The organism is Bradyrhizobium sp. 197 (genome assembly GCF_023073375.1).
GTDB lineage: Bacteria > Pseudomonadota > Alphaproteobacteria > Rhizobiales > Xanthobacteraceae > Bradyrhizobium.
Window position 1 is genome coordinate 181,365 of sequence record NZ_JADPJJ010000165.1, and the last position, 13,887, is coordinate 195,251.

15 protein-coding genes and 1 pseudogene are annotated in these 13,887 nt (G+C 61.7%); 13 read left to right on the top strand and 3 right to left on the bottom strand.

The features are described 5' to 3' along the window. Positions 1–260: 260 nt before the first annotated feature. Complete coding sequence (locus IVB27_RS37080) at positions 261–518, bottom strand: hypothetical protein (protein WP_247447571.1); 258 nt, start codon at positions 516–518, stop codon at positions 261–263. A gap of 127 nt (positions 519–645) precedes the next feature. Here IVB27_RS37080 and IVB27_RS43910 point away from each other — a divergent pair, with 127 nt between their 5' ends. From IVB27_RS43910 to IVB27_RS37095, 4 genes and pseudogenes are all read left to right on the top strand, one after another. Continuing rightward, entirely contained in the window at positions 646–843 is a 198-nt protein-coding gene (locus tag IVB27_RS43910; RefSeq protein ID WP_354045089.1) for a helix-turn-helix domain-containing protein, read from the top strand. Positions 844–1,677: 834 nt separating this feature from the next. Beyond that, positions 1,678–3,675: pseudogene (locus tag IVB27_RS37085) on the top strand (ParB/Srx family N-terminal domain-containing protein). Between the two features lie 687 nt (positions 3,676–4,362). After that, positions 4,363–4,674, top strand: coding sequence for a DUF736 domain-containing protein (locus IVB27_RS37090; RefSeq protein ID WP_247407056.1), 312 nt, complete (start codon positions 4,363–4,365; stop codon positions 4,672–4,674). A gap of 371 nt (positions 4,675–5,045) precedes the next feature. Beyond that, positions 5,046–6,236, top strand: a complete 1,191-nt coding sequence (locus IVB27_RS37095; RefSeq protein ID WP_247447586.1) for a DUF932 domain-containing protein — start codon at positions 5,046–5,048, stop codon at positions 6,234–6,236. 214 nt (positions 6,237–6,450) lie between these two features. Here IVB27_RS37095 and relB read toward each other — a convergent pair whose 3' ends face one another. Continuing rightward, complete coding sequence (gene relB / locus IVB27_RS37100; RefSeq protein ID WP_247447572.1) at positions 6,451–6,732, bottom strand: type II toxin-antitoxin system RelB family anti-toxin; 282 nt, start codon at positions 6,730–6,732, stop codon at positions 6,451–6,453. Between the two features lie 110 nt (positions 6,733–6,842). Between relB and IVB27_RS37105 the strand changes: the two genes are divergently transcribed. The 9 genes from IVB27_RS37105 to IVB27_RS37145 all read left to right on the top strand — a co-directional run bounded on the left by IVB27_RS37105 (position 6,843) and on the right by IVB27_RS37145 (position 13,542). Next, positions 6,843–7,115 carry a DUF2285 domain-containing protein gene (locus IVB27_RS37105; RefSeq protein ID WP_247447573.1) on the top strand — a complete coding sequence of 91 codons (273 nt, stop codon included), beginning with the start codon at positions 6,843–6,845 and terminating at the stop codon, positions 7,113–7,115. Positions 7,116–7,280: 165 nt separating this feature from the next. Continuing rightward, positions 7,281–7,475: a transcriptional regulator domain-containing protein gene (locus tag IVB27_RS37110; protein WP_247447574.1), complete on the top strand. Its 195-nt coding sequence runs from the start codon at positions 7,281–7,283 to the stop codon at positions 7,473–7,475. Between the two features lie 307 nt (positions 7,476–7,782). Next, positions 7,783–8,055: a DUF2285 domain-containing protein gene (locus IVB27_RS43445; RefSeq protein ID WP_345946974.1), complete on the top strand. Its 273-nt coding sequence runs from the start codon at positions 7,783–7,785 to the stop codon at positions 8,053–8,055. A 128-nt stretch (positions 8,056–8,183) separates the two neighbouring features. Beyond that, positions 8,184–8,465 carry a helix-turn-helix transcriptional regulator gene (locus tag IVB27_RS37120; protein ID WP_247447575.1) on the top strand — a complete coding sequence of 94 codons (282 nt, stop codon included), beginning with the start codon at positions 8,184–8,186 and terminating at the stop codon, positions 8,463–8,465. 22 nt (positions 8,466–8,487) lie between these two features. Beyond that, a complete protein-coding gene (locus IVB27_RS37125) occupies positions 8,488–9,369 on the top strand; it encodes a replication initiator protein A (RefSeq protein WP_247447576.1) in 882 nt (293 codons plus the stop codon). A 289-nt stretch (positions 9,370–9,658) separates the two neighbouring features. Further along, positions 9,659–10,123, top strand: a complete 465-nt coding sequence (locus tag IVB27_RS37130; RefSeq protein WP_247447577.1) for a DUF2840 domain-containing protein — start codon at positions 9,659–9,661, stop codon at positions 10,121–10,123. Continuing rightward, positions 10,120–10,632: a S26 family signal peptidase gene (locus tag IVB27_RS37135; RefSeq protein WP_247447578.1), complete on the top strand. Its 513-nt coding sequence runs from the start codon at positions 10,120–10,122 to the stop codon at positions 10,630–10,632. Before IVB27_RS37130 ends, IVB27_RS37135 begins: the two co-directional genes overlap by 4 nt. Then, positions 10,629–11,555 (top strand): lytic transglycosylase domain-containing protein, encoded by a 927-nt coding sequence (locus IVB27_RS37140; protein ID WP_247447579.1) that lies wholly within the window; start codon positions 10,629–10,631, stop codon positions 11,553–11,555. The genes IVB27_RS37135 and IVB27_RS37140 overlap by 4 nt, the downstream gene beginning before the upstream one ends. Positions 11,556–11,778: 223 nt before the next feature. Then, a complete protein-coding gene (locus IVB27_RS37145) occupies positions 11,779–13,542 on the top strand; it encodes a relaxase/mobilization nuclease domain-containing protein (protein ID WP_247447588.1) in 1,764 nt (587 codons plus the stop codon). A 122-nt stretch (positions 13,543–13,664) separates the two neighbouring features. Here the strand turns inward: IVB27_RS37145 and IVB27_RS37150 are convergent. Next, positions 13,665–13,887: transposase (locus tag IVB27_RS37150; RefSeq protein WP_247447580.1), on the bottom strand; the 223-nt coding region annotated here is incomplete at its 5' end.

The following is a 13,887-nucleotide window of genomic DNA, read 5'->3' on the forward strand; positions in this document are numbered from 1 at the left end:
CCGATATGAGCGGCGGGCTAAGCGATCGGCTTCGTTGATGTGGCTGTCTTTTGTTTCAATCCGATCGCGTTCGTTGCGCTGCGGTTGGGTCGTTTCTGGTGCGAAACTGGTGCGGTCACCTGCTCGTGCAGATGAGTCGGGATTGACATCGATAGCTCTCTATCGCTGAACTCTCTTCAGGATGATCATCAAGCGGATCGATTTGGCTCCCTCTCAAGGCTGAAACAGGGGTTCGATTCCCCTAGGGAGCGCCAGCAAACTCAGGCACTTAGGTAGCCATCAGCCGCGTTCGTTGAATAACGGTTGAATAAGACGCTGGTGATCAGCGGCGAACGCTTGCGGAATTTGCTGCCGACATTCGCCAAATAGCCTCGGCGCGATGCCTCACAGTGGCTGGCGCATTCGCGAAAAATTTTCGCGTCGCTCTTTGATGTCCGGAAATAGTCAAACCGCCGCTGACGTGCGCTGTCGTACGCGAGCGCCCTCGGCTGTTCGCATTGACGTTGCTCGTCGCACAATCAACTCTTGTCCCGTCGAGCTTTCTGCGAATAGGAGGTCCACGTGAGCTACAATCGACGAGAGAAAACTGGCGGACACCAGTCACACGTCAGTCTATCCGCCCCGAAAGCCGCAGAACGGAGCACGATGCCATTCGCCCAGCGGCTCACCTGCACGATTGACGATGCATGCGAAGTTACCGGCTTGGGACGCACGAAGCTTTACGAGTTGATAGGAACTGGGCGTATCGCCACGACAACGATCGGACGTCGGCGACTAGTAGTGGTGCGCTCACTTCTGGCGCTGCTTGACACCAGCATGTCGAACCAATGGTCGTGCGACTGAAGGGAGCGCCCACTTTGAACGCACTTTTCCTCAGGCGCTCATTTTGATAACACGACCGTGTTCACTTAGCCGGTCGAGCGCCCAGCATAGGAACAGCTCCTGATACGGCGAATCGCTTTGTCCGTTATTCGTTCCGGCTGCTAGCACATGGCTGGGATTCGCAATGGCAGGAACTCAGGGTTTGGAGTGCTACCGCCCGCGAACCCGCGAGAAAATCCAAAGCCTCAGCTAGCGCTTCATTTCCGTTTGTACGCGTCCGGCAAGTGCCGGACCGGGCTCTCGTGAACCGAGCCGCGTCGCGTCTCGGCCGTGCGGCTTCGATCCCTCGCGCAGAATAATGTGTCGCTCGCCGGAGGCACTCGCTCTCGGTCCCGCCGTCATTTCATTCCGGCGTCGCTATCACTGCCCTTCGTTCGGGCGCCTTCTTAACCGGTCTCGCGACTGCACTCGGTCCCGGGTCCCGCCGCTACGCGTCGGCGCTATGCTGACCCTCCTGCGGGTGCCTTTTTCTCTGCCGGGCATGGCTTGCACCAGCCAACATGCCCCATCTTCTAGATCTAAGGGGCTCCGCCCCTCGCGCGCGCCAGGGTAAAGCGCCGGCTCGTGCCGGCGCCGATCCGAGCGGTCTCCCCAGTCTTCCGCGCTTTCTCAGATTCTCAACACTGGAAATCCTGGCACGCGCTTGTGCAGACCCGCTCTTCGAGCGGCCCTCTCGGGCGGGCGATCCCCCTCCGCTCGGGTCGCCCTGGCACTTGCTACCCCTGGTCTCGCCGACGGGCAGGGGCGCAGGCGCGGAGTGCGCCCTGCACCCATGAAAGCAAAAGGAGATCGATCATGTCGGCCAAGCACGTTGAACAACTCCCCGAGAACGGAACGCAAGTTCTCATTCCGCTCAACAAGCTCAAGAAGTCCCCGAAGAATGCACGCAAGACGCCGCACAGCGATGCGGCGATCGAGGCCTATGCGGCGAGCATCGCCGCCAAGGGTATTCTGCAAAATCTGGTCGTCGAGCCGGAGGTCGATGGAGAGGGGACCGCTACGGGTTTCTATTTTGTGACCATCGGCGAGGGCAGGCGGCTTGCCCAGCTTCTGCGGGTGAAGCGGAAGGAAATCAAGAAGACCGAGCCGATTCGGTGCATCGTCGATACCGCGAACGATCCGCACGAAATCAGCTTGGACGAGAATGTCACCCGGGAAAACATGCATCCGGCCGATCAGTTCGAGGCGTTCAAGAAGCTGGCGGAAGAGCGCGGCTTCGGTGCCGAAGAAATCGCCGCCCGCTTCGGTGTGACGCCGCATGTGGTACGGAAGCGCCTGCGGTTGGGCGCAGTCTCTCCGAAGCTGATGCAGGTCTATCGCGAGGGCGATCTGGCCCTTGAGCAGTTGATGGCCTTTGCCATCACCGATGATCACGCCCGGCAGGAAAGTGTTTATGAGCGGCTATCCTATAACCGGGATGCCAGCACCATCCGTCGCATGCTCACCGAAACCCATGTGGTCGCAACCGACCGCCGCGCGCGCTTTGTCGGTATCGAAGCGTACACCGAAGCAGGCGGCTCGATCCTTCGGGACCTCTTCACCGAGGATCGCGGCGGCTATCTGGAAGACGTGGCGCTGCTTGATTTGCTGGTCACGGCAAAGCTTGGTCGCGAAGCCGGCGGTCCGGGCGGCCGAGGGATGGAAATGGACGGAAGCCCATCTCGATTTCCCACACGCCCACGGCATGCGGCGGACCTATCCGCATCCGGTCGAGCTTTCGGTGGATGATCAGGCCGCTCTTGCAACGGTACAAAAAGAATTCGACGGCCTCACCGAAAAGCACCAGACCGCCGACGAACTTCCCGATGAAGTGGATGCCCGGTTCGGCGAACTTGAGGCCGAGATCGAGCGGCTGGAGGCCAAGCGGCAGGCGTACGACCGCGACGACGTTGCGCGCGGCGGTGCATTCGTGATCCTCAATCACGATGGTGCCGTGCGGATCGAGCGCGGTTTCATCCGGCCCGCGGACGAAAAGCCGCAATCCGAAGCGGAGCAAACCGCAGAAGCTTCAGCGACAGGCGATCCGGAGCTAGATGATCAGGCAGTACAAGATGAAAGCGGGGAGGGTGCAGGTGCAGCCAACGAGGAAGAAGACGACCGCCCATTGGCTGACGTTCTCGTTCGCGACCTCACCCCGCATCGAACCTTGGCCTCCGGCTTAATCTGAGTGAACAGCCGGAAGTCGCCATCGTTGCGGTTACCCATGCACTCGCTGCGCAAATCTTCTATCTCGGCGCGGACGCCCATGTCGTCGGTATCCAACCAATCAAGACGGATTTGGCAGGCCATGCGGACGGGATCGAGGACACGCCCGCCGGCAAGGCTTGGGCGGACCGCCACGCCAATTGGGCAAGGCAGATACCGCGCGAAGTCACGAGCCTCTGGGCGTTCGTCGCCGAGCTTGATCCCGACAGCCGCATGGCCTTGTTCGCCCATTGTGTCGCGCTGACCGTCAACGCGGTCAAACTGCCGTGGGAGCGAAGGCCCCGCGCTTTGGCAACAGCCGACCGCCTGGCGGAAGTCGTTTCCCTCGACATGACCGGCTACTGGCGGCCGACCGTGCGCAGCTATCTCGGTCGCGTCACCAAGGCACGCATTCTGGAGGCTGTCTGCGACGGTGTGAGCGGCGAGGCTGCCGAGCGGATGGCAGATATGAAGAAGGTCGATATGGCGGAAGCAGCCGAGCAGTTGCTGAGCGCGACAGACCGGCTGCCTCCTCTGCTGAGGACAGCAAAGCCGCAAGAGCGCACCGATGTACAAGGCGGTGACGCTTATTCGGAGGCTGCCGAGTGATTTTTTGGCCGGGGCCGCGCATGCGGCCCCGGCCATCTGCGGCCAATTCAATTGAGGCAAAGCAGCGACTCAGAGACGCAAGCGCGCACCTGGACGACGGAGCACGGGCCGTTCCGATCAGTGCCGATCGTAGCGAGCCGCTGACACAGGATCGTCGTCTAGCCCCCTTCATCAGCAGCGATGGGCCCTTCGCCGGGTCCTTGATCAATCGACTGCCGCCGTCCGGATTGTATTTCGGCGGGGGCCATCTACCAGCGGCGCTCCGATGCGCCACGACCGCATGCGAAATTGGTCGCTCATCGTTCTCTTTGGCGCGTCTTTACCGCCGTTGATGCTTGGGCGTCAGCGTGTGTTCGACCGATCAAGCCGCGTCCTTGTGCTGCTTGATTGCCGGCAGCCATGGTGGTCTCCGCCAGTTCTTTCACGGGCGGCGTCCAACGCAACCTCGAATGGGCTGATCAAGCCCGAGGGACGGCAAGAGCCTCGATCGCCTTCCCGCAACGGCTACGCCTGCTTTTTTCCCCTGCCGCAAAAGAGGCGGCATTCCTCGCGGAAAGCAAAAAAGCAGGCTTACCGCCGTCCTCCGCTGCGCTGCGGGCCTGACGGCTGCGGGCCGATCGCTCCCCGGGCCAAGGATCGCCATCGAGGCCGCGATGGGCGCGGCCCGAGCAACCAACGGAGACCACCATGGCTACCATCGGCACTTTCACCGCTTCGGACAACGGCTACGTCGGCTCGATCAAGACGCTGACGCTCAACATCAAGGCAAGGTTCGCCCCGTCCGAAAAGGACAACGACAAGGCGCCCGACTTCCGAATCTTCGCCGGTACCACCGAATTCGGTGCCGCCTGGAAAAAGACCGCCCGCGAGACCGAACGCGAATACCTCTCGGTCAAGCTCGATGATCCGAGCTTCCCGGCGCCGATCTACGCCTCGCTGGTGAAGGTCGAGGGCGACGAGGGCTTCACCCTGATCTGGTCTCGCCGCAACGGCGACTGATCCATCCGGATCATCCGCCCCGCCTCTTCGGAGGCGGGGCTTTTTGCGTTTTTGTTACCGCCTGGCAGGGAGGAGGAAGAGCAATTTTTTGGAAGTGAATCGCTAAGGGCTCCGCCCTCGCGCGGGCAAGGGTAAAGCACGCTGTGCGTGCCGGCCGGAGCGGTATCCCCGGTCTTCCGCGCCATGATTCATGACGACCAAAGTCGTCAAGGCGCGTGCAGACGCGCGCTTATCAAGCGCGCCCTTATCAGGCGGGTGATCCCCCTCCGCTTCGGCCGCCCTTGCCCTTGCTACCCCAGGTCTCGCCGACGGGCAGGGTTGCAGCGCAGCGCTGCGCTTCAACTCAGCCCATAGGAGAAACGACCATGAGCATGATGACTTTATCGCAAAGCGAACAACCGGTGTCCGGCGGCTTTCGTGTGGACGTGTCGCGCGGCCAACGGATTGGCCGTGTGTCGTCGGAATGGTTCTCACGACCGGATGACGAACGTTATTTGAACCTGCCCGACCTCTATAACGCCGTGCGCAGCCGCGCCGAGTGCGCGCAAGCGCGGACGGTGGAAAGCCGGGCCATCCGGGTGGAGGCCAACAGCAACAATTCCGAGCGACTGGCCTTAATGGTACCGGGACGTGACGAGCCCGTTGTGCCCACCCATTGGAGCTTTGGCCAGTTGTGCACGCTGGTCGGCGCGCCAACGTCCTATTTGCGGCAGCTTCCCGCAGCTCTGTCAGGCATCAACCTGCAACATGGCTTGCTGTCACACCGCGCCGAGCTCGTGAAAACCCTCGAGGCCGATAACGGGCGGATCGAGCTTCGTGCTGTTACCGGACCGGACTACGGCCGTATCTGGGACCATGAACTTGTCGCCGCTGTGACGAGGATAGCAGGCAACGGCACCGGCGATACCCGGTGGAAAGTGCCGGGCGTGCTGGATTGGTCCACGATGACCCACAATCCCTTTGTGGAAGTGACCAAGGACACGACGACGCTTTACGCCAGCGACCGCGACGTATTCCTGTTTCTGGTCGATGACACCAATCCGATCGAGGCGGGGCGACTGCGAGACGGATCGCCGGATTTGTATTTCCGGGGATTCTACTGCTGGAACAGCGAAGTCGGCAGCAAGACGCTGGGCATTGCGAGCTTCTACCTCCGGGCCGTCTGCATGAACCGCAATCTATGGGGTGTGGAGAATTTCGAGCAAATCACGATCCGGCATTCGAAATTCGCCGCACAACGTTTCGCACATGAGGCGGCGCCAGCGCTGACGAGCTTTGCCAATTCCTCGCCCGCGCCATTCGTGGCCGGGATCAAGGCCGCGCGAGAGCGAATCGTTGCTCGCACGGACGAGGACCGAGAAAACTTTCTCCGCAAGGGCGGATTTTCCAAGTCGGAGACGACGAAGATCATCGAGACCGTTCTAGGCGAGGAGAACCGCAAGCCGGAAAGCATCTTTGATTTCGTGCAGGGGATTACGGCGCTGGCCCGCACCAAATCGCACCAGGATGCAAGGCTTGAACTCGAAGGGAAGGCAAAGCGCTTGATGGAGCGCGCCATCTGAGGGGACGAGCCGCGCAATCGGAACCGGTTGCGCGGCTACTTCCCGATAGCCTATGCGTTGCCGCCGGTCCGGCAGGCCGGACCGGCGGCAACGACGCGTGTCCGCGTCCGGCGCTCGCCGGGCCTTCGGCCCGGCTCGCGATAACAAAGGAACAAACTAGAAAAGTGAGACAGTCGGCATCCAGCCACTGCCAAGGTGGAAGAGCCGGTAACAGTTACTTCTTTTTGCGATCCGGTCGGATCGGTTTGCGACCCTTGGGTAATGTCTTGGGCGTCGTCGCTCCTTTAGGCGGCTGGAGGAAGAATTCCGATAACTGAACACCAAGCGTTTCCGCCAATCGGTCCAGCAGATCAATCGTCGGGTTCTCCGATTGCCGTTCGAGACCGCTCATGTATGAGCGATCGATCCCGGCATCGTATGCCAATTGCTCTTGCGGAATGCCGCGATCGACGCGTATCCGGCGGACATTCCAGGCCACGAGCGCACGAGCTTTCATGCGCAAAAGCAGCCATTTGGTAGGCCATCAAACCACTGGCTATAACCGATCTATTTCGATAGTTTAGTCCATAAGATAGGCTCAGGCTTCAATGAAGTGCCGTATGCTACATGAATAGACCGCCAGTGGACCCCGACGTTGCAGATGCGGCGCCAAATGAATCGGCGATGACGACCTATGACGAACAGCATGTCGTCACGTACATTCGCCTTCTGCAGGCGGAGGGTGAGGGAGCGGACTGGCGGGAGGTGGCTCGTATCGTCCTACATATCGATCCGGAGCGAGAGCCTGATCGTGCGCGTACTGCATATCAGAGTCATCTTGCGCGCGCCAAATGGGTGACCGAGCAGGGGCGCCTCTTGCGTGGCGCCGGCTCAAAATAGAAGAAAATCGCTGACTGAAGACTTGCAGCCAGAACTATTTTCTTCCGCTAACCGGTGGTCATTCTTATGCACCACGTGGTGCCAAACTAGGGGCTTCCTACAACCGCTTCGTTCATAACTATTGCGCCGCAATCCTTGTTAGCTGCGTGCAATGGGGCGGAAACAATGCCTGAATTCGACTGGCGATCGCCGGATTCATTTAAGAGCCTAGAGAACGCTGAGATCACTGAAATCGCCTGGGTAGGCCTTCGTATGAACGTGGACTATCAGCGTGACTACGATGCGATCATCGCTAGCAGCTCAGATGGCGGGGTGACCGAGGAATTCAGGAGGAGGTGGGGCCTCTGCTTTCGCGCATGACCCGCAGAGGTCATTCCGCGAGCAGACAATCTTTTGGGCGCCCGAGGTTCTGCCGACCGTCGTTCCGGTCGCTGTAACCACTTCAACGCTTGGTCACGGCCCAACGTCTCAGCCACCGTTTGATCTTGCAACTGGCCACGTGCGCCGTGCCGCTGACGGCTGGCACGCCGTGCTGCAAATCGGTTCGGCGGAGCATCGCATCTGGTCGAAACAGCCGCTGACCGCAGGCGCTCGCTATGCGGCCGAGTTGCCATTTGACCGCGATTTCGAGGCGCGCGCGCATGCCGCCACGCGGCTGTGGCGCGCGATGAATGGACGCGCGCCAGGACCTCCGTTTCATCGCGTGCCCAAACAGCGGCGCGAACGACTGTGCGCAGCTCTTCGCGCGGTCGCCGCGTATCTCGCCGGCGCGACTTATCGCAGCATCGCAGAAGCTTTGTTTGGCAACGCGCGCATATCGGATCGTGGTTGGAAAACACACGATCTGCGCAGCCGAACCCGTCGCCTTGTACAAAGCGGCCTCGCATTTGTGCGCGGCGGCTATCGCAAGCTGCTTCGGCCCAGGCGTAGGGACGAGTAGCGCCCTTCCTGGGGTGCCGAAAATCGACCCCCCGATCGGCATCCCCCTCCGAGACTGCGCTTCTCCATGATGACCGCACACACGCCGGCGCCGCCATACGCGGTGCGCCGTCACCTTGGAGTGCTCAAATGCCCGATCCGATGGCCGGACTGCCCCCGCGCTTCCTGCGTACACCGGAGGCCGCGCGATATCTTGGCCTCTCCGGTCGCACACTTGAGAAGCACCGCACGTACGGTACTGGGCCAACGTATCGGAAGATCGGCGGGCGCGTCGTCTACGCTCTGGATGATCTGAAAGCATGGGCTGATCTCGGCGCCAAGACGTCAACCTCGGATCCCGGCAGGGGCACTGTGCTGCCGGCCAAGAAGCACCCGGGTCTGCGCCCGTATGCGGGCCAAGAACGTCGCTGATCGCCGCGTGAGAGCAGTGAAAATGCGGCGCAAACACCATTCCGAGCGTGACCAGCTTGAGCTCTTTCGGGCGCTGCCCGGCGATCTCGCGCCGCGCGACGCGCAGGATCTGATGGCTTATCCATTCTTCTCGCTCGCAAAAACAAGGCGGATTGTACCGATCGATTTCCGTACCGGTGCGATCGCAATTCGTGTCGAAGCCGTGCCGGAACACGGCATGGCAACCATCTGGGATGCGGACGTTCTGATCTGGGCCGCTTCCCAGATCGTCGAAGCCCGTGACGCCGGATTGAAGACGTCGCGCCTGATGGCTGCAACGCCTTACGAGATTTTGACGTTTGTCGGCCGCGGCACCAGCGCACGCGACTATGACCGGCTGAAGGCGGGTCTCGACAGACTTCAGTCAACGACCGTGCTGACATCGATCCGCCAGCCGGCAGAGCGGCGACGGCATCGCTTCTCCTGGATCAACGAGTGGAAGGAGACGGCCGATGCAAGTGGTCGTCCATTTGGGCTCGAGCTGATCCTGCCGGACTGGTTCTACGCGGGCGTCATCGATGACGCGCTCGTGCTGACGATTGATCGCGCCTATTTCAATCTGACGGGCGGACTTGAGCGGTGGCTCTACCGGCTCGTGCGCAAGCACGGTGGGCGCCAGGAAGGTGGCTGGAGTTTTGACCTGGTGCACCTCCATGCCAAGTCCGGCATCCTCTCCCCGCTCAAGCATTTTGCCTACGACGTACGTCAGATCGTGCAGTGCCAGACATTGCCCGGCTATCAGCTCGTGCTCACACGCGACCCGAACGGCACCGAGCGTCTGAACTTCGCGCCAACGCCCGTCGGTCCACTAACGGCGCGCCTGCGCCGGCGCGGTCTCATTCGAAATTCGGAGGACAACCTGTGAATCAGCTCGTGCTATCGGGGACCGCAACCCGCGTGCTATCGGGGACCCGATCCTCGTGCTATCGGGGACCGGAATCGAGCTTAACTGCTTGTTTTTCAGCGCTTTCCAGCCGCTCTAACTTTACTAACCAGAAATCCTTCGGATTTCTTCTAACGGACCAGACCACAAGCCGCATTGGGGGCGAGTCGCAACGGCGGGCCGTCAGTCCTGCTTGCCTTCAGAAGCCGCATACGCACTTCACTGACTGCAAAGCTCACGGCTACCGGTCCCAGCTTCGAGGAGCGGCAGCATGAGCGACCTCACCGAAGTGGAAGTGTTGTGGCTCGAGAAGCGCATCGAAAACCGTATTCGGTTCGGTCGTATCGTCAAGGAACGGAAGCTTGATCGCCATCGGCACGTCCTGTCATTTGCGCCCGGCAGCATCTTTGCCTTCGTCCGTTGGACCTCCAACGACTTCGGCACGATCATTTCGCAGGTCGACATCTTGCGCGCGGTCGCGCCGGGACAGCGCTGCTCGACCGTGCCGTATGTGACGCCCGGCGGCGAGATTTTGCTGCGACTCTCCGGCTGGCCAAAGGTCGAACGCGTGCTGCAAATGACCGATGCCATCGAGGCGCTCGCCATCGATCCAGCCGACGTCGCTCCCGATCATTGGCATCACGTTCATAACCGTCTGTCCGTCAACGAAAACCCGCGTCCCTACACGAAGGCGCGCCACCAGGCTTGGCTCCATCGCCAGAGAGTAATGCGATGACGAGCCGCCTGATGACGCTGACCACGATGTTTGCGGTAGCTGGCGCACTTGTCGCGACAATCGTGCTGGACCCGCTTCCGCTCTACATCTGGAATGCATCGGCGAGCGTGCCGGTCGGCCTCTATCGTTTACGGCCAGCGATGCGCTTCCATGTCACCGAGCTGGTCGCGGTTCAGCCGCCGGATCCGCTCACGACTTTCCTCGACCTGAACGGCTATCTGCCGGTCGGCGTCCCCATGCTCAAGCGGGTCTTGGCGCTGCCGGGGCAGACGGTCTGCAGAAGCGGTCTCACTATTTCGGTTGACGGCATTGAAATGGGCGAGGCGCGAGATCGCGACGGGCGCGGGCGGCCGTTGCCGAAATGGCAGGGTTGTCGGGTGGTTGGCGACGGCGAGCTGTTCCTCATGAACTGGCAGTCGGATGACTCCCTTGACGGCCGATATTTTGGTTTCCTTCCGGCGTCGGCCGTGATCGGCCGTGCCCTCCCGGTGTGGACGTGGGAGGAATGATCGTGCGTGTTTTGCGCTTCCGTCCTGCCATTCCTCTGTTCGATCAAGTGCAGGACCATTCCTCCGTCCCGACCAAAGCTTGCAAGGCCGACGCGAGCAGCGGCGGTCCAGGGCGGCCGAAAGGCCGGCGCGAAGCGGCTTCAACCTGGACGGGCGCGAGCACGGCGGCACGCTTGCGTTTGTCCGAGGGGAGCTTGCGCGCTGTCGTACCGTTGTTCATTGCGCTGACCGCGAGTAACGCCGCTGCTGTCGCCGAGACGCGACCCGCGGTGCCTTCGGCGCGTCATCGAGCTAGCGATCCGTTTGCGGAGTTTGTCGAGCAGGCCTCTCGCCGCTTCGGCGTGCCGGTCCGCTGGATACGCGCAGTCCTGGACGTCGAAAGCGACCAAGACGTGCGTGCGAGGTCCCCGAAAGGTGCCGTGGGACTGATGCAGATCATGCCAGAGACATGGGCAGAGCTACGTCTGCGCTACGACCTCGGCGGCGATGCCTACGATCCCCATGACAACATTCTTGCGGGGACAGCGTACCTTCGCGAGCTGCACGACCGGTACGGTTTACCGGGCTTCCTAGCGGCCTACAATGCAGGACCTACTCGCTACGAAGAGCACCTGGCCGGCCGTCCATTGCCCGCTGAAACCCAGATAGATCTGCAGAAGCTTGTGCCGATCATCGGTGGCGACATTGCAGGTTCCTCTGCAATCGCGAGTCTGCGGTCCTCGATGGGAGCGCTCTTCGTGGCGCGCTCTGAAAGCTCGAAGACCGCTGCCGGGCTGCAACCTGGGAGTCCCTCGAACCGAGCTCCGACGACTACCTCCGTTCAGGACACCTCGGCCATTGTGCCACGGGCAACAGGGTTGTTCGTCGCGCGATCTGACGTGGGAGGCTCGCGACGAGCGAATGCGCAAGCTCGCCTGCATTAGTGCGGCTTGGCGAGGAATGGGCGGAAAGACAAGCGCAGTGGGGAGGCACGACAGCAGGACGGCGAGATAAAAGGGGCTCGCCGGTCGAACCGCAAGCCATTGACATGGCTTGGGTTCGGCCGTGCCGGTCGGTCGGGGCACGTGCCGCGCCTTGCGTTTTCAACAATGCCATCAAGACCATTTTCGGCACTGTAGGCGCTTTCGCTCGCTTGGAGCGCCGGCCATGACCGCAGGTGATAGCGAACTGCGTATTCGACCCGGGCGCATCCGCAGCACACGCGCGCCAAAGCCAAAGAGTTTTATTAACCAGGTGATACGCGCCGCGAAGAAAGCCGGCCACACCTCGGGTCGAGCTGGGGCGGGCAAGCGTTCTGCAGCCTACGGGCGCTCCACCTTCGGGCGCGGCCGGCTTTCCTTTAGCCGCAGCCGGTTATTCAGCCCGGCGCGGCGAGTTGTGGTGAAGGCGCGTGTTGTTCGCCACAAAGGACGAGCCTTCCGCTCAGCACCACTGACGGCTCATCTCTCATATCTGAAGCGCGATGGCGTGACCCGGAGTGGCGAGCGGGCGGAGATGTTTGATGCCGGCAGCGACCGTGCCGATGGCGCGGCTTTCGCGGAACGGTGCCAGGACGACCGCCATCATTTCAGGTTCATCGTCTCGCCTGAGGACGCCGGCGAGATGACCGACCTCAGGGCCTTCACCCGCGACCTCGCCAAGCAGATGGAGACCGATCTCGGCACACGGCTCGATTGGGTGGCCGTCGATCACTGGAACACGGACAATCCTCACGTCCATCTTCTCGTTCGGGGAGTTGACGAAGAAAGCGCCGATCTCGTGATCTCCCGCGACTACATCAGCCGGGGCCTCCGTTCACGCGCCGAGGAACTAGTCGCCATCGAACTGGGACCAAGGCCGGAGCACGAAATCCGCAATTCTCTGGAACGGGAAGTCACGGCAGAGCGATGGACACGACTAGATCAGCAGATCCGGGTGGCAGCCGACGAAACCGGCTACATCGATCTTCGCCCCGCGAATCCCAGCCGTTCGGATCCCGAGATCCGGCGCCTGATGGTTGGCCGCCTTCAACACCTGGAAAAGATGGGCCTCGCGGCATCAGCTGCTCCAGGGGAATGGATGGTCGGGGTGGAAGCCGAGCGTAACCTGCGCGACCTCGGCATGCGCGGCGATATCATCAAGACCATGCACCGTGCCTTCACCGAGCGTGGGGAAGCGCGCGGCGTTTCCGACTACGTCATCGAAGGGGGACAGCCGATGTCCCAGATCGTCGGACGGCTGGTCGATCGGGGATTGCATGACGAACTGCCTGGCGAGGCCTATGCCGTGATCGACGGAATAGACGGACGCGCGCACCACATCCGCTTCCGCGGAATTGAGGCCTTCGAACATGCACCGCCGGTCGGCGGAATTGTCGAAGTGCGACGCGTCGGTCAAGCCGGCGATCCGCGCCCCGCCCTGGTGCTGGCGATCCGCTCCGATCTCGATCTCGGTGAACAGATCACCGCGAAAGGGGCGACCTGGCTCGACCACCGCTTGGTCGAGCGCGACCCCATGCCACTCGCCATGGGGGGATTCGGCCGCGAGACCCGCGACGCCATGGAGGCGCGTGCCGAGCATCTGGTTCGGGAAGGCCTCGCGCGGCGGCAGGGCCAGCGCATCATCTTCCAGCGCGACCTCCTGAACACGCTACGCCGACGCGAGTGGGACGAGGTGGGAACAGGGATCGCTGCCGAGACTGGGCTTCCGTACGTGAAGGGGGCCTCCGGTGAACACGTGGCAGGCACCTATCGCCAGCGCCTGACGCTCGCCTCGGGACGCTTCGCCATGATCGATAACGGGCTCGGCTTCCAGCTCGTACCCTGGTCGCGCGAGCTCGAAAAGAGGCTCGGCCAGCACGTCACCGGCATCGTGAAGGACGGCGGCGGCATTGAATGGGGTTTTGGTCGCAAGCGCGACCTGGGCCTCTAGCAGTCTGCTGAAAAACCTTGAAATGGAGAATTTTCATTTTTCCGCCGGTCGTTTTTGGAGCGGCGCGGTAGAGTTGGATGTAATTTCGAGCTTGTTATTGAGTGTGCCCCGGCGCGGGGTGGCTATGCGGCGAGCAGTTTTGGAATTCGGATCAGGTTATAGGCGATCAGATTAAGCAGGAAGTCGGCGGCGACGCGAGCGATGCCCCGATGTTTGGTCTTGCGCATGGTGCCATGCTGCTTGCCCCATCCGAAAATGCACTCGACCATCGCCCGGCGTGATTGCGACATGCCGTATCCCGGATGCCGCGTGGTTCGTTCGTCGATCGCGCTGTTACGGTTCTTG